General features: G+C 68.5%; 25 protein-coding genes. 4 read left to right on the plus strand and 21 right to left on the minus strand.

Annotated elements, in window-relative coordinates; all coding sequences use genetic code 11:
• Window positions 1-7 precede the first annotated feature (7 nt).
• Window positions 8-853, minus strand: coding sequence for a methyltransferase domain-containing protein (locus tag AC5P09_RS01130; RefSeq protein ID WP_493871975.1), 846 nt, complete (start codon window positions 851-853; stop codon window positions 8-10).
• Between the two features lie 50 nt (window positions 854-903).
• Here AC5P09_RS01130 and AC5P09_RS01135 point away from each other — a divergent pair, with 50 nt between their 5' ends.
• Window positions 904-1,449, plus strand: coding sequence for a DinB family protein (locus AC5P09_RS01135; protein WP_493871976.1), 546 nt, complete (start codon window positions 904-906; stop codon window positions 1,447-1,449).
• Between the two features lie 67 nt (window positions 1,450-1,516).
• On the opposite strand, the gene AC5P09_RS01140 is transcribed toward AC5P09_RS01135, so the two are convergent.
• On the minus strand, window positions 1,517-1,735 hold the full coding sequence (locus AC5P09_RS01140; RefSeq protein ID WP_493871977.1) for a hypothetical protein: 219 nt from the start codon (window positions 1,733-1,735) through the stop codon (window positions 1,517-1,519).
• 59 nt (window positions 1,736-1,794) lie between these two features.
• Between AC5P09_RS01140 and AC5P09_RS01145 the strand changes: the two genes are divergently transcribed.
• Entirely contained in the window at window positions 1,795-2,166 is a 372-nt protein-coding gene (locus tag AC5P09_RS01145; protein ID WP_493871978.1) for a DUF192 domain-containing protein, read from the plus strand.
• Window positions 2,167-2,203: 37 nt separating this feature from the next.
• On the opposite strand, the gene AC5P09_RS01150 is transcribed toward AC5P09_RS01145, so the two are convergent.
• The 6 genes from AC5P09_RS01150 to AC5P09_RS01175 form a co-directional block, all read right to left on the minus strand.
• Window positions 2,204-3,202, minus strand: a complete 999-nt coding sequence (locus AC5P09_RS01150; protein ID WP_493871979.1) for an alpha/beta hydrolase — start codon at window positions 3,200-3,202, stop codon at window positions 2,204-2,206.
• Window positions 3,203-3,406: 204 nt separating this feature from the next.
• On the minus strand, window positions 3,407-3,772 hold the full coding sequence (locus AC5P09_RS01155) for a hypothetical protein (RefSeq protein ID WP_493871980.1): 366 nt from the start codon (window positions 3,770-3,772) through the stop codon (window positions 3,407-3,409).
• A 60-nt stretch (window positions 3,773-3,832) separates the two neighbouring features.
• Entirely contained in the window at window positions 3,833-4,426 is a 594-nt protein-coding gene (locus AC5P09_RS01160) for a hypothetical protein (RefSeq protein ID WP_493871981.1), read from the minus strand.
• 6 nt (window positions 4,427-4,432) lie between these two features.
• Window positions 4,433-5,773, minus strand: a complete 1,341-nt coding sequence (locus AC5P09_RS01165) for a hypothetical protein (protein WP_493871982.1) — start codon at window positions 5,771-5,773, stop codon at window positions 4,433-4,435.
• The gene (locus tag AC5P09_RS01170) at window positions 5,737-6,531 is read right to left on the minus strand and encodes a PrsW family glutamic-type intramembrane protease (RefSeq protein WP_493871983.1); all 795 of its coding nucleotides are present in this window, start codon (window positions 6,529-6,531) and stop codon (window positions 5,737-5,739) included. Before AC5P09_RS01170 ends, AC5P09_RS01165 begins: the two co-directional genes overlap by 37 nt.
• Before the next feature lie 93 nt (window positions 6,532-6,624).
• Entirely contained in the window at window positions 6,625-7,119 is a 495-nt protein-coding gene (locus AC5P09_RS01175) for an ATP-binding protein (RefSeq protein ID WP_493871984.1), read from the minus strand.
• A 276-nt stretch (window positions 7,120-7,395) separates the two neighbouring features.
• Between AC5P09_RS01175 and AC5P09_RS01180 the strand changes: the two genes are divergently transcribed.
• Together AC5P09_RS01180 and AC5P09_RS01185 are read left to right on the plus strand one after the other, a co-directional pair.
• Window positions 7,396-8,250, plus strand: a complete 855-nt coding sequence (locus AC5P09_RS01180) for a helix-turn-helix domain-containing protein (RefSeq protein ID WP_493871985.1) — start codon at window positions 7,396-7,398, stop codon at window positions 8,248-8,250.
• A gap of 12 nt (window positions 8,251-8,262) precedes the next feature.
• On the plus strand, window positions 8,263-8,454 hold the full coding sequence (locus tag AC5P09_RS01185; protein WP_493871986.1) for a hypothetical protein: 192 nt from the start codon (window positions 8,263-8,265) through the stop codon (window positions 8,452-8,454).
• A gap of 98 nt (window positions 8,455-8,552) precedes the next feature.
• On the opposite strand, the gene AC5P09_RS01190 is transcribed toward AC5P09_RS01185, so the two are convergent.
• From AC5P09_RS01190 to AC5P09_RS01250, 13 genes are all read right to left on the minus strand, one after another.
• Complete coding sequence (locus tag AC5P09_RS01190; protein WP_493871987.1) at window positions 8,553-8,891, minus strand: helix-turn-helix domain-containing protein; 339 nt, start codon at window positions 8,889-8,891, stop codon at window positions 8,553-8,555.
• Window positions 8,888-9,262 (minus strand): type II toxin-antitoxin system RelE/ParE family toxin, encoded by a 375-nt coding sequence (locus AC5P09_RS01195; protein WP_493871988.1) that lies wholly within the window; start codon window positions 9,260-9,262, stop codon window positions 8,888-8,890. Before AC5P09_RS01195 ends, AC5P09_RS01190 begins: the two co-directional genes overlap by 4 nt.
• 100 nt (window positions 9,263-9,362) lie before the next feature.
• Window positions 9,363-9,644 carry an Arc family DNA-binding protein gene (locus tag AC5P09_RS01200; RefSeq protein ID WP_493871989.1) on the minus strand — a complete coding sequence of 94 codons (282 nt, stop codon included), beginning with the start codon at window positions 9,642-9,644 and terminating at the stop codon, window positions 9,363-9,365.
• Between the two features lie 36 nt (window positions 9,645-9,680).
• Entirely contained in the window at window positions 9,681-10,313 is a 633-nt protein-coding gene (locus AC5P09_RS01205; RefSeq protein ID WP_493871990.1) for an OmpA family protein, read from the minus strand.
• Window positions 10,314-10,320: 7 nt separating this feature from the next.
• Complete coding sequence (locus AC5P09_RS01210) at window positions 10,321-10,899, minus strand: hypothetical protein (RefSeq protein WP_493871991.1); 579 nt, start codon at window positions 10,897-10,899, stop codon at window positions 10,321-10,323.
• A 32-nt stretch (window positions 10,900-10,931) separates the two neighbouring features.
• Complete coding sequence (locus AC5P09_RS01215) at window positions 10,932-11,534, minus strand: pilus assembly protein TadG-related protein (protein WP_493871992.1); 603 nt, start codon at window positions 11,532-11,534, stop codon at window positions 10,932-10,934.
• Window positions 11,534-11,731, minus strand: a complete 198-nt coding sequence (locus AC5P09_RS01220) for a Flp family type IVb pilin (RefSeq protein WP_493872294.1) — start codon at window positions 11,729-11,731, stop codon at window positions 11,534-11,536. Before AC5P09_RS01220 ends, AC5P09_RS01215 begins: the two co-directional genes overlap by 1 nt.
• 100 nt (window positions 11,732-11,831) lie before the next feature.
• Window positions 11,832-12,602, minus strand: coding sequence for a response regulator transcription factor (locus AC5P09_RS01225; protein ID WP_493871993.1), 771 nt, complete (start codon window positions 12,600-12,602; stop codon window positions 11,832-11,834).
• A 14-nt stretch (window positions 12,603-12,616) separates the two neighbouring features.
• Window positions 12,617-14,035 (minus strand): sensor histidine kinase, encoded by a 1,419-nt coding sequence (locus AC5P09_RS01230; protein WP_493871994.1) that lies wholly within the window; start codon window positions 14,033-14,035, stop codon window positions 12,617-12,619.
• A gap of 4 nt (window positions 14,036-14,039) precedes the next feature.
• Complete coding sequence (locus tag AC5P09_RS01235) at window positions 14,040-14,927, minus strand: DUF5936 domain-containing protein (protein ID WP_493872295.1); 888 nt, start codon at window positions 14,925-14,927, stop codon at window positions 14,040-14,042.
• A gap of 18 nt (window positions 14,928-14,945) precedes the next feature.
• Window positions 14,946-15,890 carry a type II secretion system F family protein gene (locus tag AC5P09_RS01240; protein ID WP_493871995.1) on the minus strand — a complete coding sequence of 315 codons (945 nt, stop codon included), beginning with the start codon at window positions 15,888-15,890 and terminating at the stop codon, window positions 14,946-14,948.
• 10 nt (window positions 15,891-15,900) lie between these two features.
• Entirely contained in the window at window positions 15,901-17,238 is a 1,338-nt protein-coding gene (locus tag AC5P09_RS01245; protein WP_406495072.1) for a TadA family conjugal transfer-associated ATPase, read from the minus strand.
• Window positions 17,239-17,248: 10 nt separating this feature from the next.
• Window positions 17,249-17,635: a TadE/TadG family type IV pilus assembly protein gene (locus tag AC5P09_RS01250; RefSeq protein WP_493871996.1), complete on the minus strand. Its 387-nt coding sequence runs from the start codon at window positions 17,633-17,635 to the stop codon at window positions 17,249-17,251.

Below are 17,635 nucleotides of genomic sequence, written 5' to 3' on the forward strand. Positions count from 1 at the left end.
GTCGGGTTCATGGCTTCGGCTTTCGGGCGTCGAAGAGGTGCCGGGTGCTGTGGGCGACAAAGGGGCCCTCGGACTCGATTCGCTCGTGCAGGGCGCGAAGTCGGGGTTCGTACGCCTCGACGGTGAAGCCGGGGACCATCCAGACGACCTTGCGCAGGAAGTGGACGACGGCCGCGATGTCGTGGAACTCCATACGGAGGCGCTCGGCGCGCAGGTCGACGACCTCCAGGCCGGCGGCCTCGGCGGCGGCGCGTTCGCGATCGGGGTGGCGGTCAGCGCTGATCTCCGGCGGCAGGGGGCCGAGGAAGTACTCGACGAGCTCGAACACGCTGCGGGAGCCGACGTGCTGGGCGAAGTAGGTGCCGCCCGGCTCCAGCACACGGACGATTTCGGGCCAGTTGGGGTTCACGGGATGCCGGCTCACCACGAGGTCGAAGGCCGCGTCCGCGAAGGGCAGCGGCGCGTCCTCCGGCGAGGCCACGACGGCGACGCCGCGCGGGCGGAGGAGCTCGGTGGCCTTGGTGAGGTTCGGCGGCCAGCCCTCGGTCGCGACGGTGAGCGCGGGTGCTTCCGGGGCGGCTGTGCCGAGGGCGAAGTCCAGGACCTCGCCGCCGCCGGTCTGGAGGTCGAGCGCGGCGGTCGCGGCGGCGAGCCGGGCGGCCGCCGAGCGCGCGTAGCCCCAGGAGGGCCGCGCCTCGCTGGCCCGCCCCTCGAACCAGGAGAAGTCCCAGCCCTCGGTGGGGACGGCGACACCCTCTTCGAGGAGCTCCTCGAAGCCGCGTCGCCGCCGCCCGTGCTTCGGCGTGCCGTGGACCGTCGTGGCGGGGTCCGTCGTGCCGTGCTGCTCTGCCATGGGGAGATGGTCCCAGGGCGTTGTCAGTGGCCGCTGTTAATTTTCACACCATGACGAGTCAGGGTGTTCAGGGAGTACCAGAAGTACTGGGAGTACAGGACGCTTCGGGCACGCCGTACGCGGGCGGGGAGAAGGAGACCCTGCGCGCGAGCCTGGACCGCCACCGGGACGCGGTGCTGTGGAAGCTGGAGGGGCTGGACGACGAGCAGCTGCGCCGGCCGGTCACCCCGTCCGGCACGAACCTGCTCGGCCTGGTGAAGCATCTGGGGTCGGTGGAGTACGGCTGGTTCGTGGAGGCCTTCGGCGGCGAGGTCGAGCCACTGTGGTTCGACCCGTACGAGGACATGGTGGTGGGCGAGGACGAGCCGACGTCCCGGATCGTCGACTTCTACGGCCGCGCCCGCACCGCCGCCGACCGCATGATCTCCGCCCTGCCCCTGGACGAGCTGGGCCGTCCGGCCTGGCGCGAGGGGGACTCCATGTCCCTGCGCTGGGTCCTGGTCCACATGATCGAGGAGACCGCGAGACACGCGGGCCACATGGACATCCTGCGGGAGCTCATCGACGGGGCTACGGGGGATCACCGGCCGGGCTGACCAAGGAGCTGACCAAGGGTGTTCCCCGGCGGTCGGAGGTGCAGCAGGGGCGGCTGTCGACGCCCGATCATTGGTCGGCGGTGCGGTCGCGCTCCTTCGGGATGTCCCGCCAGACACGGGCGAACTCGACGGTGGCCTCAGTGGCCTCGGGGTCGGAGTCGGCGGTGGGCCAGAACGCGGTCATGACCTCGTAGGTCACCCGGCCGTACAGGATGGCGCCCATGTGCGGGAGCAGGTCGTTGAAGTGCCGGTGCAGTTCTTCTTCGTCGCGGCAATCGGCGACCACCGTAGTCGCTGTGTCGCGTATGAATAGGGAGGCGCAGAGGGAGAGGTGGGTGGCTCGCGATGGGTCGGTGGCGTAACGGGCGGGGGGAGCTGGTCGTACCCGGCGAGGGCGGGGCCGTCGTCAGGGTGCCGCTGGAGATCGCCGCGTCGTACCGGGCCCGTACGAAGGGCCTGCTCGGCCGGGACTCTGTCGACGGGGCGATGCTCCTCTCCCCCGCCGGCAGCGTCCACACCTTCCGGATGCGCATGCCCATCGATGTCGCGTACCTGGACCGAACGCTCAAGGTCATCGCCGTACGCACGATGGAGCCGGGGCGACTGGGCCTGCCGAGGGTACGGGCCCGGCATGTGCTGGAGGCGGAGGCCGGGGTGATGGCGGGGTGGGGGCTGCGGGTCGGGGTTCGGGTGGCGGTTGAGGTGAAGGCGGAGTAGGAGCCGGCAACTGGTTCGATGGGAGCACCTGGGAGCACTACGGCAGCAGGCCGTGCAGAAGGTCCGTCACCCGCGTCGGGTCCGAAGGGCCGAGATGGCTGGCGTTCGGGAAGTTGTGGACCGTGAAGCGGTTGTCCGGGGTGAGTTCGTCGGCTTCCGCGATCATGCGGTCCTGGAGCTCCGGGGACACGGTCCTGTCCTTGCCACACCGGATGTACGTGCGGGGAACCCGGCCCCACGTGTGCGCGCGGCCCACCGCCCGGCCCGCGTACGCCGTCACCGACTCGTCCGTCTGCATGCCTTCCAGCACCCGCAGGAACTCGGCGTCCGTGTAGTCCGCGCAGATCATCTCTTTGAACACGGCGAGGTCGCGGGGATTGGACGTACGCCAGTTGAGGCGCAGTACACCGAGCTTCTCCGAGTCGCCGACCATCTGCTCCAGCGGGGTGATGGAGCGCTGCCCCTCGGGGGACGCCGTGCACGCGTCCGGGGACGGCATGCTGCGGCTCGGGCAGAAGGCGGCCAGGTAGCAGAGGTGCGCCAGGAGTTCGGGTACGGCGTCCGCGACCCTGCTGACCGAGACGCCGCCCAGGCTGTGCCCGACCAGCACGACCGGACCGCCCAGACGCGCGGCACGGCGTACGGCGCCCGTCACCCGCCGCTCGAAGTCATCCAGGGTGAGCGCGGCGACCGGGGAGGGTTCCGTCGCGAGGGCCCGCAGGTCCTGTGCCTGGTAGGCCTTCGGGATGAACTTCTCGGTGCCGTGCAGCGGTTGGTCCACCGCGACGACGCGGTGCCCGCGCAGCGCCAGCTCCCTGCCGATCGCCGTCCAGAACGCGCCCGCGCTGTGGGTGCCGTGGACGAGGACGTACGTACGGACGGCACGGTGCGTACGTTCCGTCGTGCGGCCTAAGTCGGTCGCCCGCGCCGTACCCGCGCCAACGCCGACCGCGAGGGCGGCACCGCCGGCCGATGCGGCGAGCCGAAGCGTGTGGCGCCGCGTGGGCCTGTCGTTGTGAGTCACGTTGTCTGCCATGCCGACGAGGCTACGAACACCCTGGTCGCCTCACCATGGCTCTGCCCACCCGGCCGACGGTGTACTTGCCGACACCCCGGCCGGATGGCAGGCCCGGCAGATTCCACGAGGGCTCGCTCCACGTCGACGGCCGGCCGGTGGGCGTCGCCTCGAAACCCAGTATTTACCGAAGAACCGGATGATCGGTGTACGGGTTTCCGGCCCTCACTCCGACGACGGCCCGGACGAGGCGAGCAGTTCTTGCAGGTCCCGCACGAGGATCAGGTCGTAGCGGCCGAGGGCGGACAGATGCTCGAAGATCTGTCTCGCTGTCGCCTCCTGGCGTTCCGGGTTCGAGTCGAGATCGCGGACGGTGAGCAGCGAGTCGTACCGCTCGAACGGCATGCCGTGGTCTTCTTCGTACTCATGAGAGAGTTCCACCTCGACCGCCGCGTGCCCGAGGTTCGCCGCGTAGTCGGTGAACTCGTAGGCCACCGACTCCAGAGCGGCCCCGCACGCCGCACCGATGTCATGGAGAAGGCGTCGGCGCGGGTGTCCGGGACTGATGAACACCTGATGATGCGTGCTCATCTCGGGCCGGTATTCCGGGATTTCGCAGCGGAGGTCACGATCACGATCCCCCTGAGGGCGTCAGAACTTGCCCGCGTCAGTCGAGAAAACAACCAAGGGGGGCTTCATCTGGCCCCGCAACCGAGCCAGCTGCGGGTGTCGAGCCGCCACCTCAGGGCGTACCCCCAGAAGATCGGGCCAGTTCTCCAGCAGCGTTGCAGCACCCATCACCAGGGCGTCCCAGTCCGCGTCTTCGGTGCCGCCACGCCGGTCGACCACCAGGCCGATCGTGTCCTTTCGGTCGGCCTCAACGGCCTGCGAGACGGCGAAGATCACCGTTTCCCTTTCCGCCGCTGTCATTCCGTCGAGCCCGAACTCGACGACGGTCGCCTCGTCTCCCAGGCTGCGGAATCTCGTGAAAACATCCGTATCGCCATCGAGCCACAGCTGGAAATTGACTTCTCTGGCAGTATGCAGTGCCAGAGAAGCGAACAGCTCGGATCGTTCGACCGGAACCTGTTCCCCCCATGACTCGGGCCCATTGGTGATGGCGGTAATTGCACCGGTCGACGGGTTGGCGAGCACAACACCGTTGCCCTCAAGCGTTTCCACGAGGCGCTCCACGCCGATGGCAGGTCGAGCCGCTCGGTACCAGTAGTAGAAACCGTCACTCACATCGACTCACCTCGTGAACGTGTGCACATTTCCATCACCCAGTATCTTTCTGGCGAGTCGAAGAGCAGGCTCCGGCGTCCCTTCTTCGAGATAGACCTGAGCCCGTACGCCTTGCTGTTCCGCCGCGTATTTCAGGATGTGGCACTTCTCCCCGAACTTGGCGAGGTTCCTGGCCTTGGCCGGTCCACCCACGGCAATATACGACCCGTCTCCACCGATGACATCGACGTCGGTCGTACCGGCGCCCGGCTTGGTCACCTTCATGCCGGGCTTGCCCGGAGCTCCGGAAGGAATCGTGCCGTCGGTCAGTTCCGCGACCTTCTGTTCACGGGCGGCCCCAATGCGCTCCGCGCGCTCGGGATCTGTTGAGTGCGTCCGCTTGTCCCTGGACGATGACGCTCCTCCGTCGGGTGGTTCGATTCCCGCACCAGCAGATCCCGCAACCATCAGGGCGATCCCCGCGACACCGAGGCGCGTGGCCAACAGGACGCCCTGCGCAGTGAGTCCGCCCACGGTGCCGCCTCCGGCGAGGGCGAGGCCGGCTCCTGGCGGAAAGAGCGCCAGGAGGGAGAGGAGGAGCAGGGCGAAGCCGAGGTAGGCGAGGAAGTGGTCGAGGGCTTCGAGGAGGTGAGTGGTGGGGATGATCCGGCCGTCGAGGCCGACTGGGCCTGCGCTTCGCCAGAGCAGGAGCGTTCCGGTGGTCGCGGAGGCCACCGCCGAGGAGAAGCGGAAGCGGTGGGCGGCGAGGGGTTCGGCCAGGGGTTGGGCGGCTGCTTGGCGCCAGGTGCGGAGCAACATCGTCAACAGCCAGGCCGTCCAGGCCAGGGCGGCTGCCGCGCAGGCCTGGAGAATCTTCGGGCCGGCGCCCGTCGTGAAGTACTCCTGGAGTTCGGCCGTGGACTTGAACGAACCGACGCCCAGGAAGAGGACGGACGGGAGCAGCAGGAGGAAGGGGATCAGGTTCAGGAGGCGTCTTCTGCGGCGGACGGTGCCGGCTCGGGCGGCTCTGATGTGCGCGCGTATGTCGGCCGCATGCCAAGGCTGTGGACGGTCGGTGGCGTCGATCCGGGCGGCTGTGTCGGCCACTGCCCGGTGCAGGGGGTCGAGGTCGGGAAATGGCGTCGCGGGTGCCGCATAGCAGAGGGCTCGGCGTAGGCGTATGAAGCGCACAGCTATCAGCGGGGTCCAGGGAAGGCGCCAGGCCGCGTAGCGAATCAGTGTGGCTGCGGTGTCGCCGTCCGTCCGCTCCCGCGCCAGTAGTACGCCGGGGAGTCTTCGCTTTCCCCGGTGCAGGCAGGTCAGGTCTGCCGTCATCGCGACGAGCAGTGCCAGCAGGGTGCCGCCCATAAGTGGCCGCTGAGCGTTTCCAGCCACTTGTCGGCGTCGCCGACCGGGTGCGCGGCGACGTAGTTGTTCAGCGTGTGGTGGGCCACCGCTGCGGCGAAGGGGACGGCCGCCAATGGTTTCCACCGGCTCCGGGCTCGCCACATGACGCCAACTGCCAGTCCTCCCAAGGCGCTCCACGTCAGGTGCGTGAAGGTCGCCACCGTGACCTCGCCTGTCCGGCCGAGCTGCAGTGTGGCCGCAGGGGACGGGAGCCAGGACGTGAACACCTCGCCGGGGCCCGGGATGTACGGAGGGGACAGGCTGTCGGGGACCAGCCAACCGCCGTGGCGGGAGAGGGCGCGGTCCGCGTCCAGGGAGTAGCGCAGGAGTGCTTCCAGCAGGCCGAAGCCGGCACCGAGTGCGGCTCCCAGGACGGTGAAGTCCGTCAGGCCCCACTGACGACGGACCTTTGCGTACAGGCCTGCCAGCAGGAGAGGCGACACCTTCAGCAGTTCCTCCACCCACGGTGCTGTGGTGTAGGCGGTGGTGTTCACGACCTCGGTCAGTGAGCGGCCGGTTTGGGCGGCGATCGTTCGCGTGTAGGCGAGTTCCAGGAGCGCCGTGGCCGTTCCGCAGGCGTACATACCCACGAGGACGGCCAGCAGCACAGTGGAGAGGCGTACGGAGCGTGTGAGCCAGGAGAGCACGCAGAGCTGGACGACTCCGTACAGCGCGGCAGCCGCCATCAGTACGGTCACGCGGGCCCCCGGTTCCCCCATGCAAGAATGTGTTCGCTAACGCGAAGGCAAGATTAGCCCTTCACGGCTGCACCCTCAACGACTTTCGCCTCTTGAGTTCGCTTACCCGAACCCTCAGACGTACGCCTGCGCTCCCTCCCTCGGCAGGACCGCCCACATCCGCGTACCGCCGCCCGGTTCACGCGCGTCTCCGAAACCCCAGTCGCCGCCGCACGCCTTGACCACGCACGCCAGTACGCGCAGGGCCGCGCGACGGCGGGACTCGCAGGCGGAGGCGAGGCGGGGGTGGGTGTGGCGGGCGTGGCCGTCATAGAGGATCACTCGGAGGGCCCCGTCCCGATAGCGGAGGGATACGTAGACATCGGTGGTCGGTGTGAAACGGCAGGCGCAGGACGCCAGTTCGCTGACCACCTGCACGGCCGCATCCGTCACGTCGTCGAGGTCGTGCGCCAGCAGGATCGTGCGGGTCGCTGCACGGGCGATCGCCGGACTCTGTGCGGAGGCGGGGAGCGTGAGGCTGTAAGCGAGGGATTCGGGGGTGGGCGGGATGAGGGGCAGGCCCTCCGTCGCAGTCGAGGGCGGGCAGGACGTGAACGTGGTGGGCGGCATGGCAGCAACTCCTTTGGTGTGGCGGTGGTTTGGGACTGCTGCGGCCGGTGGCCTGTCTCCCTGGCACGGGCCCATCCCTCCCAGGGGAGGAGGTTGCGGGCAGGCTCGCGCGATGCGCTTCCGGTTTGACAGCGGGTCGTAGCCGACCCGTCACCGACTGTACGTGATTTTGTGGCACGTGTGCCACACACTTCAGAACATTGCCTCCATCAGGTTGGACCGGTGGAGGGCGCCAGGGCAGACTGACCTCCCACCAAGCGGGGAGGAAGGTGCAGAATGCCGACACGGCCCACACCGACCGAGCGACAGCGGCGTCTGGGCGCGGAGTTGCGCAGGATGCGGCTCGCGGCGGGCAAGACCACGGAGTACGCCGCGGGGCTGCTCGGGCTGGACCGTACGAAGGTCTCCAACATGGAGTCGGGCATTCGCGCCATCTCACCCGAACGCATCCGGATACTCGCCAGCAATTACGACTGCCCGGACCAGGCCTACATCGACGCTCTGGTCGCCATGGCCGACTCACGCAAGAGGGGCTGGTGGGAGCAGTACCGGGGGAACCTCCCCCAGGGGCTTCTGGACGTCGCCGAGTTGGAGTGGTTCGCCACGCAGCTGCGGACCTTGCAGACCGTGCACGTACCCGGACTGTTGCAGTTGAGCGGGTACGCCCGCGCCATCTTCGACTCCGCGTTGCCGCCGTTGCCCCAATCGGAGGTCGAGCTACGGGTGGCGCAGCGCATGCAGCGGCAGCAGGTCCTGGAACGGAACGACGACCCCGTCTCGTACGTCGCGTACATCCACGAGTGGGCGCTGCGCATGCAGTTCGGCGGGCGACGTGCGACCCGGGAGCAGCTTCAGCACCTGTGCGAGATGTCCGAACGGGAGAACATCGACGTGCGGGTACTGCCAGTCGAAGTGGGAGCCTTCCCAGGAGCCGGCCATGCGGTGCTGTACGCCCGCGGTGCCGTACCCCAACTCGACACCGTGCAACTGGACTCAGCACATGGCGGAGAGTTCACTCACGCCGAGGCACAGCTGTCCAAGTACCGTGCGCACATGGACTGGTGGCACGCCAACTCGCAGGACCCGCAGGCATCACGGGACTTCATCCACGCCATCGCCCGCCAAATCTGAGGAGTCACCACCATGGCCGACATCACCTGGGAAGAGCCCTTCTGCGCCGAGGGCAACAACTGCTTCCGCATAGGCACCGACGCCGACGACAACGCCTATATCGCCGTCGCCGGACAGGAGGAGCACCACCTGACCGACAGCCGCGATGCCCTCCGTACGCTCATCCGGGACATCAAGGCCGGCAAGGTGGATCACCTGCTCTGACACGTCATGGCGACGTCAGTTCGGACGGACCACCTGGGAATGACACCGTTGCGCTCGCTGCACGTGCTGGTGACGCAGGCCGCGGCGCCGACCCCCACTCAGGCCGCGTGTTCTTCGAACGCCACGGTGTTGCTCCCGTCGGAGACCACATGCAGGTCGACCGTGACGTCGAGTGCCGCCGCCAGCCTGACCAGCAGATCCGCGGTGATCGGGAGCAAGCCACCCAGTTCAACGGCTTCCACTTCGTCGGCGGTCATCCCAAGGCGCTCACCCAAGGCCGACTGCGTCAGCCCAAGGGCCACACGACGGTCGTACACCAGCTGCCCCAGTGCGAGCGCCAGACGAATCTGCTCACGCTCCGCAACCACCTCTGAGGGCTCGACGCAGTCCTCATCGGCTCCGCGGTCCCGCGACAGCTTCCAGCGGGTGTGGTTCACAACACCTCCCGGAAATCACGACTGAACTCATCATGCGCTGGTCCATGCTGTGCCTCGCACAGCTCCTTCGCCAGCTTGGCACGTTTGACCTCCGCCTCCTCACGCATTCTGGTCTTCCGGAAGACCGTGAGCAGGACGATCCGCCGACCGGGCGCCAGCCAGTACGTCACCCGTGTGGCATTACCGCTCAGGACGAACCGCAGTTCGCGCACTCCCTCTCCCAGATTACGAGAGTGAGGCTCGCCCAGGGTCGTCGGAGCCCGGGTGAGAAGCTCGGCCTTCTCTTCCGCTTGGCGGTAGTGCTGCGGGGAGAGACCTTCCAGCCAGCCCTTGACTTCCGGCTCCAACTCGATCACGTACGGTTCGATCACCCATCGAACGTAAGCAGTCCTTCGAAGCACGCGCCTCGTCTCTGGAGCATGGTCACTCGAACGAGGAGATCCGCAGCCGGGTGGATCGGTTCGGTCTGGTTCAACGGGGCGACTTCGCCTCCGCGAGAGCGGCCCGGTGAGCGGCGGCGGCTTCCCGCATCCTGCGCCGCATCACTGCGGATTCCTCGTCCGTCACCTCGTGCCCGAACAGCTCGGCGAGGAGGGCACGGGTGCGGTCGGCCCGCTCCCCGATCTGCTCGGGGGTCAAGGTCTGAGCGGCTATCTCCTGCATCAGGGCACGGAGACTGATCCCACGAGCCTCCGCCACGGCGGCGAGCTGGTCACGTACTTCGGCGGGCACGCGAATCATGACGTCGGGCATGCCGTGAGTATGCATGGCGGACACGCCAGGCGCTTCTCAGCTCTCCGTTCGCGGGAAGGAAACCTCCACCCGTCGGTTCTTCTTACGGCCGGACTCCGTCGCGTTCGAGGAGATCGGGTACTGCTCGCCGTAGCCGCGCACCTCGAAGGTGACGTTCGGGTCGTTCAGTTCCTGGTCCAGGACTGCCTGTACGGCGTTGGCGCGCTGCCTGGACAGGACGTCGCCGTGGGCGGAGGAGCCGAGGTTGTCCGTGAAGCCGAAGACGCGGATCTTCGTCGCGTTCTGGGTGTTGATCTCTTCGGCGATCGCGGAGATACGGGCCCTCGCCTCCGCGCTCAGCTTCGCGCTGTCCTTGCCGAACAGCACCTCCGCCTGGAGCGCGAACTTCACGTCCGCGTTGGTGTCCTCGCGGCGTTCGTCACCGCTCTGGTCTTCGACGACCTGCTTGATGTCGAGAACCTTGGCCTCGGCGAGGGTGGCGCCCTCGGGGAGCTTGAGGTCGGGGTCGTTGGCGTCGACGTTGACGGGGGCGGAGGCGGAGGGTTCGGTGCCAGGGGGGACGCTGGGCGAGTCGTCGGCGTGGGCGGTTGTGACGGTGAGGAGGTTCGCGGCGACCATGAGGGAGGCGGCGGTGAGGGTCAGGGCGAGGCGGGGGGCCGTGGGGTTCATGTAGGCCTCACCCAGAGATCGTGATGTCCGCGGGTGCGAACATGGGGAGTTGGAAGGACACCTCGGACGCATCGGCCGGCGGCGCGGGGAACTGCATGAACACGGGGATGGTCTCGCCCGACTTGATGGTCGAGACTCCGGTCGTCGTGAGAGGGCGACCGTCGGTGTCGCGCAGGACGTAATAGCGCTTCTTGCCTTTCGAGTCCACCAACGTCGCTCCGCCGAAGGAACGGCCGTTCCTCAGGATCTCGGTCTCATTGCCACTCAACGTCGAGGGGATGGTCAGTGACTTGTCACCGTCGTTGTTGAGGTTGCCACCCACCGTGACGAAGCCGCCGGAATCGCGATTGGCCGAGGTGATCTCGAGCACCAACCCGTTGGGCCCCTTCAATTCGGCCATGGGGGAATCCGACTGCCCTTCCTGAGCGCTCGGCTGGGAACCGTTGCCCTGAGGAGCCGATGGCGACGACTCCGGCTTCTTGTCGTCCCCGCCTCCACCGCAGCCGGCCACGCCGATGGCCAGACCGGCCGCAACGGTCAACGCGACCATCCTCCTGCGGGCCCTCGTAGTGAACCGAATGCTCATCTCTCCGCTTCCTTCATCACTCGTCGTTCGCGTCAGTCGGCCAGATGGACGTCGAAGAGGTCCTCGGGTTCCGGCAGAACGGTGAGGTCGTCCGGGTCCAGCTCCCAGTTCGCGTCCTTGCACGAGAGCTCTGGTAGCACGTCGTCCCCGGCATCCTCCCCGGGAAGTTCGAACGTGCACAGCGCCTCGATCACCGCGGAGGCGGACTCCGTGGACTTCAGATCATCCGTACCAGGAACGATCGAGTCCCCGACGGGCTTGTTGGTCTGCACCTCGACCGTGTACTCCAGAGGCGTCGGCGACCAGCAGTCGTTCACGACGGCATCGTTCTGCGCGGCAAGCTGGTCAGCACGCAAGCAGGAGTCGACGAGCCCCGGTACCTCACCGTCGAAAATGTCCTGCCACTGAGCGGGATCGAGTACGTCCTCGACCCACTGACCCGCGAGTTGGTCCCGGGTGTCCAGGGCCGCTGCCAGCGCCGCCGCGTCGGCAGCAGTCTGGGCACCGTTCCGATTCGCCGCGGCCTGGCCGACGGCTAGGTAGGCGAACGCGAGAAAGAGCAGACCCGCCACCACCATGATGTAGATGGGAAAGGCCTGCCCTGCGTCAGTGCACCTATGGGGCGGTGACCACATCAACCACCGGTGACTTCGGTGATCTTGTCCGTGATCGCGTCGAAGATCGTCTGCCCGATGCTCGTCCCCGTGATCGCCAACACGATCGCCACCACCACCGCGATGATCCCCAGGTACTCCACCGCGGTCTGCCCCCTGTCGTCGCGGGCGGCGCGGGCCTGAAGGTACGCGATGGTCGTGTTGATCCAGTTGCTCATGGTGTTCCCCTCCGCTGTCGTCGCCATCGACATGCGAACCGTAAGCCGGAACACCCCGCCCTGCCGAGGGCCCCTGGGCCCAATTCCCCGTCAACACAGCTCACCCCAGTTCCCGGTACGAACTCGGTGCCGTACCGAGCCACTTCGCGGCGGCCTGGGAGCGGCTGGTGCTGTGGAGCTTGGCGAAGATGCGGTTGATGTGGTTCTTGACCGTCTTCTCGCTGATGAAGCAGGCGGCGGCGATCTGCTGGTTGTTCATCCCCGACGCGATGAGGTCCATGATCTCCGCCTCCCTCGTACTCAGCTGGAACCGCGACCTCGACGACTGTCCCACAGTTGGTTGCAGTTGCGAAAGCACTTTGGGGAAATTGCGGGGGGCCGGGATGGCTCGCAGGGCGACATCGCCTGGTGGAGCTGGTAGTTCATCATTCACTTGCGGAATGAGCGCGTCCACATTTTCGTATGCAGTAGCACTCTCATGGGTCGCCGCAGCCGCCGCTCGTACGGCCCTGACAAGCTCCGTCACCGTGAACTCGCCATGGACCAGGTAGCCCCCGGCACCTCGGCGCATCGCCTCGCGGACGGTCTCCGGCTCCGCGCTGTAGGTCAGCATCAGGACCGGGGCGATCTTCACCAGGTACGGGAGTGCCGAGATGCCGTCCATGCCGGGCATGCGGACGTCCAGGAGGACCACGTCGGGGCGGTGGTCGCGGGCCGCCTCGCAGGCCTCCTGGCCGTTGGTGGCCTCCGCGACGACGGTGATGTCCGGGCGGCCGGAGAGCAGGGCGGTGAGGCCTGCGCGTACGACCGGGTTGTCGTCCGCCACTACGACCCGTAGGTGGGTGCGGGGCGGCGTTTGCTGGTCCGGCATCTTTCGGCCTCCTCTCAAGGAGTGGGGGGTGGGGTGGGTGTTACGGCAGCCAGGGGCAGTTCCACTCGGACCTCCGTGCCCTTCGCGTGGCCCACCCGGCCGATCTCGATGCGGGCGCCCACGGACGCCGCGCGCTCGACCATGCCGACCAGACCGAAGTGGCCCGATCTGCGGAGGTCTTCGAGGGTGGTGTCGGGCGGGAGGCCACGGCCGTCGTCGTACACGCTGATGCGGAGCAGGTCGCCCTGGACGACGCCCGCGTGGACGTCCACGTGTGTCGCGGACGCGTGGCGGTGGGCGTTCTCCATCGCTTCCGTGGCGATGGCGAGGAGTTGGCGGGCCACGGCGGGCGGGACGAGGGGTGGCTCGGTGGTCTCGCCGGTGGGGTGGTACGTCGCCGGGAGGGTCGTACGGGCGGTGAAGTCCTTGGTGCTGGCGGCCAGTTCGGACAGTACGTCCGTGGCGTGGGCCGGGTCCGACTCGCGGCGCAGGTCGGTGAGGAGTTCGCGGGACTCGGCGGCGGCGCGGCGGGCGGCTCGGGCGACGAGTTCGGCCTGCTGCTTCACGCGGGCCGGGTCCAGGTCCGGCGACCCCGCCGTGTGGGCCAGGCCGTCCGCCGCGAGGGCCACGCCGTGCAGGGTCTTGGCCACGGAGTCGTGCATCTCGCGGGCCAGGCGGGCCCGTTCGGCGCCAACCGCCTCCGTGACGGCGAGGCGGGCCCTGACGGTGGCCAGCGCCTGCGTCGCCGTACCGAAGCGGAGCATCAGGTTGCGCAGGGTGGAGCCCACGGCGCCGGTGATGACGCACAGGCCGGGGAGGAGGAGTCGCTCCGCCAGGCCGACATCGGGTCCGTCCTTCAGGGTCGCGTGGACCAGCAGGAGGATCAGGGACTGGAGCGAGGCGAAGACGGCGGCGCCGCGCCAGCCGTAGACGATGCCGGCGAGGAGGGGTGTACAGACGCTGACGTAGGCCAGGGTGGTGTCCGGGCCCGCGGAGATCAGGAGCAGGGAGCCCAGGAGGGTGTCCGCGGCGAGGAGAGTGGGGTGGCGGAGGAGTAGGGGGCCGAAGCGTTCCCAGTCTCTGAAGAGGACGTAGGAGGTCATGAAGGTGACCACTACGGCCGCGCCGACCAGACGGACGCCCAGGCCGGGGTTGGCGTTGAGGAGCGCGGCGGGGGCGGCTACGGCGATCATCGCCAGGCGGAAGCCGAAGACCTGGCGGCACATTGCCTGTAAGGCGTTCACCTGGACCGACAGGGCGGGTGCGGGTGCGGGTGCCGGTGCGGGTGCGGGAGCGTTTGGGTGCACCCGGCCTTCGGCCGGGTTTTTGGGGTTCCCACCCGCACCACCCGTACTGCTTTCGTCGTCGGGTGCGGGTGGCCCCTGTGGGGGCCGACCGCCGTCGGCGGCTGCGCGTCCTTTCACCCTCAACATGGCCCTACTCCCCCGTAATCGACCCGAAGTCCGTCCCCGAGCCCAGCAGCAACCCCGCCCCCAGCAGGATCATCGTGGCCGGGACCATGAACGTCGTGATCATCATCGTGGCCTTGGGGACCGCCCGGGCCGCCTTGCGGCGGGCGTTCTGGGCGTCGGTCCGGCGCATGTCCTTCGCCAGGGACACCAGCGTGTCGACGATCGGGGCGCCCAGTTCCTCCCCCTGCTGCAACGCCGTCACGAACATGGCGACCTGCTCGGAGTCGTTGCGTCGGCGCAGTTCCGCGAAGGCCTGGCGGCGGCTCATGCCGAGGTCCATCTGGCGGAGGGTGATGCGGAGTTCGTCCGCCCAGGGGCCCTCGTACTTCGACGCCACCCGATCGAGTGCCTGCCGGAAGCCCAGCCCTGCGCTCACCACCACCGCGAGTACGTCCAGGAAGTCCGGCAGGGTCCGCTCGATGACGTCCTTCCTGATCCGGATCGCCGACCAGATGCCGACCTCCGTCCAGAACGCGCCGAAGGCCAGCAGCAGGAGGGCCACCAGGAGGTCGCCCCGGAGCAGGAAGACCAGGAAGCCGACGGCGCCCAGGAAGCCGTAGACCGCCCGGCGGGCCGCGTAGCGGTCGATGGTCAGGCCGCCGGGGTTGCCCGCGAGGTCGATCTTGCGGCGGTACTTCGCGACCTGCTTGGGGCCCATCAGCCGTAGCACCGCGGGGGCGTAGCGCATGCCCATGCGGTCGATGAGGGAGTCGACCGCGCCGGTGCGGGTGGAGCCGACCTCCAGGGCCAGCGCCAGGTCGCTGGGGAGCTTCGCGTCGGCCCGGTACATGCGGATGCCGGCGAAGATGCCCCAGACGCTGAGGCCCATCAGCAGGGCGAGCAAGAGTGCCATCATGTGATCCCCCGCTGCTCAGACGTCGATGCGGGACAGGCGGCGGATGAGGATGAAACCCACCGCGTAGAGCGCGAACGCGATGATCACCGCCCCTTGGCCGACCGGTGAGCCCGTCATGCGGTCCAGCGCGCCGTCCTTCACGCCGTTCATGAGGAAGAGCGAGCCGACGCCCAGGACCGGGACGGCGTACGACGTCATGCTCACCTGGGACAGCTGCGTACGGACCTCGCGCCTGGTCTCCTTCCGCTCCTCCAGCGTCTCGGTCAGGTTCCGCAGGGCGCTGACCACCTGGCCGCCCGCCCGGTTGGACAGGACCAGGGTCGTGACGAGGACGACCAGTTCGCGGGAGGGCAGGCGTTCGGCCATCTCGCCCAGCGCGTCGTCCATCGTCGCGCCCACCGCCAACTGGTTGGCGACCTTGGCGAGTTCCTCCCCCGCCGGGGCCTCCAGTTCCTCCGCCGCCATACCGATGGCCGTCCGCAGGGCCAGTCCCGCGTGGGTCGCGTTGGCCAGGATGCGGGACATTTCGGGGAGTTGGTTGATGAACTTCTCGATGCGTTTCTGGCGTTGCCAGTTGAGGAACTGGACCGCCGCCCAGATGCCGAGCAGCCCGGCGATCGGGCCGAAGAAGGGGGCCAGGGTGGCCTGGCCGACCAGCCAGAGGCCGGCGACCGCGGCGAGCATCGCGGCGAAGAACTCGCCGGGGGTGATGTCCAGGCCGGTCGCCGCCAGGCGGAGTTCCAGCTTCCGGCCGAGATTGGTGCCGCGCAGCCTGCGGTCCAGGTTGCGGAAGCGGCGCCGGCGGCCGGTGAGCGGTATCTGGCCGGCGGCCGACAGGCGTTCGACGAGTGCGGCCCGCTGCGCCTTGCCCTTGGCGTAGGTGTGGACGCCGATCACGGCGAGGACGCAGGTCAGCAGCGCGATGCCGGTGGTGAGGGTGACGAGGGTCTCGAGATCCATGGGGTCGTTCCTACCTGGCTACTCGGGTGGCTAGCTGGTCTGCGGACTGGGCCACGCCGAAGGCCTGGGGCGTGGGCTGGCTCGCCATGTAGAGGCGGTCGGCGGTGCGGCGCGGGATCGGGAAGTACTCGAAGCGGCCGTAGATCCGGCCGTCGGCCGCCATCGGCTGGGCGTTGAAGCGGGCGACCGTGGCGATGCGGTACGGCTCGCTGCCGTGGCTGTCGAGCAGGGCGATCTCGGTGATGCGGCGGACGCCGTCGGCGAACCGGGTCAGCTGGATGATCACGTCGATCGCGCTGTTGATCTGGTCGTGCAGCGCCTCGAAGGGGATCTCGACCTCGGACATCGACGCCAGGGTCTTGAGCCGCATCAGCGCGTCCTCGGCGCTGTTGGCGTGCACGGTGGCCAGCGAGCCGTCGTGGCCGGTCGACATCGCCTGGAGCATGTCGAGGGACTCGCCGCCGCGGACCTCACCGACGACTATGCGGTCGGGGCGCATCCGCAGGGAGTTGCGGACCAGGTCGCGGATGGTGACCCGGCCCTGGCCCTCCACGTTCGGCGGGCGAGACTCCAGGCGGACCACGTGCCGCTGCTGGAGCTGGAGTTCGGCCGAGTCCTCGATGGTGATGATGCGGTCGGTGTCGGGGATGAGACCGGACAGGGCGTTCAGGAGCGTGGTCTTCCCGGTGCCCGTGGCGCCCGAGACGATGATGTTGAACCTCGCCTGCACCAGGCCCGCCAGCAGATACAGCATGTGGTCGTCGAGGGAGCCGAAGCCCGCCAGCTCCTGGAGCGTGAAGGAGCGGGGGAAGCGGCGGATGGTGAGGATGGCGCCGGTCAGGGACAGCGGCGGGATGATCACGTTCACGCGCTCGCCGGAGGGGAGGCGGGCGTCGACCATCGGGTTCGACTCGTCCACCCGCCGGTTCACCGTCGAGACGATCCGCTCGATCGTCTGCATCAGCTGGTCGTGGGAGGGGAAGCGCAGCGGCAACTGCTCGACCCGGCCGCCGCGTTCGACGAAGATCGCGTCCGGGCCGTTCACCATGATCTCGGTGATCGACGCGTCTTCGAGCAGCGGCTCCAGGATGCCGAGTCCGAGCGCCTCGTCGACGACCCTGCGGATCAGCTGGGAGCGCTCCACCGTCGACAGGACCGGACCCTCACGGCTGATGATGTGCCCGAGCACCCGCTCCAGCCGCGCCCGGCGCTCGGCCGCCGCGAGCGAACTCATCTCCGCGAGGTCGATCTCCTCCAGGAGTTTGGCCCGGTAGGAGGCGACCAGGTGGCCGTCCTCGCCCCGGCTGCCGTTCTCTTCCGGGGTGTTGATGCGTGACCGCAGGCTCATGGGTGCGTCCTCAGTGGTCGAGCGGCATGGTGGCGGTCTTCCGGGCGGGGTCGAAGTCCCAGCCGGGGACGACGGACGGGATGTCGACGGTGGCCGTGACGGTGACCTCGTCGGCGCCGCGCGCCTCCGTGCACGTGGTTCCGTCCGCCAGCCAGTCGCTGACCGCGTTCTGGCAGCCGTCCTGGGCGCCCAGGTCCAGCGAGGCGGCGCGCGCTCCGGCCCGGGCGGCGGTCCCGGCCTGCTGGGCGGTGTAGGCGATCAGCCCGATCTGTACCCCCGCCAGCGCGACGAGGATCAGGATCGGGATGAAACCGAGGTACTCCAGGGCGACCTGACCGCGGTCGCGGCCTGTGCGGAGGCGTCCTGTACGGAGGCGTCCTGTCCCGTCGTACGACAT

Source organism: Streptomyces sp. a15, from assembly GCF_059026085.1.

Bases quoted from the DNA above. Each gene is read 5' to 3' on its own strand.
- AC5P09_RS01130 (WP_493871975.1), bottom strand. From the start codon at position 853: ATGGCAGAGCAGCACGGCACGACGGACCCCGCCACGACGGTCCACGGC.
- AC5P09_RS01135 (WP_493871976.1), top strand. From the start codon at position 904: ATGACGAGTCAGGGTGTTCAGGGAGTACCAGAAGTACTGGGAGTACAG.
- AC5P09_RS01145 (WP_493871978.1), top strand. From the start codon at position 1,795: ATGGGTCGGTGGCGTAACGGGCGGGGGGAGCTGGTCGTACCCGGCGAG.
- AC5P09_RS01150 (WP_493871979.1), bottom strand. From the start codon at position 3,202: ATGGCAGACAACGTGACTCACAACGACAGGCCCACGCGGCGCCACACG.
- AC5P09_RS01155 (WP_493871980.1), bottom strand. From the start codon at position 3,772: ATGAGCACGCATCATCAGGTGTTCATCAGTCCCGGACACCCGCGCCGA.
- AC5P09_RS01165 (WP_493871982.1), bottom strand. From the start codon at position 5,773: ATGGGCGGCACCCTGCTGGCACTGCTCGTCGCGATGACGGCAGACCTG.
- AC5P09_RS01170 (WP_493871983.1), bottom strand. From the start codon at position 6,531: ATGGGGGAACCGGGGGCCCGCGTGACCGTACTGATGGCGGCTGCCGCG.
- AC5P09_RS01175 (WP_493871984.1), bottom strand. From the start codon at position 7,119: ATGCCGCCCACCACGTTCACGTCCTGCCCGCCCTCGACTGCGACGGAG.
- AC5P09_RS01180 (WP_493871985.1), top strand. From the start codon at position 7,396: ATGCCGACACGGCCCACACCGACCGAGCGACAGCGGCGTCTGGGCGCG.
- AC5P09_RS01185 (WP_493871986.1), top strand. From the start codon at position 8,263: ATGGCCGACATCACCTGGGAAGAGCCCTTCTGCGCCGAGGGCAACAAC.
- AC5P09_RS01200 (WP_493871989.1), bottom strand. From the start codon at position 9,644: ATGCCCGACGTCATGATTCGCGTGCCCGCCGAAGTACGTGACCAGCTC.
- AC5P09_RS01205 (WP_493871990.1), bottom strand. From the start codon at position 10,313: ATGAACCCCACGGCCCCCCGCCTCGCCCTGACCCTCACCGCCGCCTCC.
- AC5P09_RS01210 (WP_493871991.1), bottom strand. From the start codon at position 10,899: ATGAGCATTCGGTTCACTACGAGGGCCCGCAGGAGGATGGTCGCGTTG.
- AC5P09_RS01215 (WP_493871992.1), bottom strand. From the start codon at position 11,534: ATGTGGTCACCGCCCCATAGGTGCACTGACGCAGGGCAGGCCTTTCCC.
- AC5P09_RS01220 (WP_493872294.1), bottom strand. From the start codon at position 11,731: ATGAGCAACTGGATCAACACGACCATCGCGTACCTTCAGGCCCGCGCC.
- AC5P09_RS01225 (WP_493871993.1), bottom strand. From the start codon at position 12,602: ATGCCGGACCAGCAAACGCCGCCCCGCACCCACCTACGGGTCGTAGTG.
- AC5P09_RS01230 (WP_493871994.1), bottom strand. From the start codon at position 14,035: ATGTTGAGGGTGAAAGGACGCGCAGCCGCCGACGGCGGTCGGCCCCCA.
- AC5P09_RS01235 (WP_493872295.1), bottom strand. From the start codon at position 14,927: ATGGCACTCTTGCTCGCCCTGCTGATGGGCCTCAGCGTCTGGGGCATC.
- AC5P09_RS01240 (WP_493871995.1), bottom strand. From the start codon at position 15,890: ATGGATCTCGAGACCCTCGTCACCCTCACCACCGGCATCGCGCTGCTG.
- AC5P09_RS01245 (WP_406495072.1), bottom strand. From the start codon at position 17,238: ATGAGCCTGCGGTCACGCATCAACACCCCGGAAGAGAACGGCAGCCGG.
- AC5P09_RS01250 (WP_493871996.1), bottom strand. From the start codon at position 17,635: ATGTCGTACGACGGGACAGGACGCCTCCGTACAGGACGCCTCCGCACA.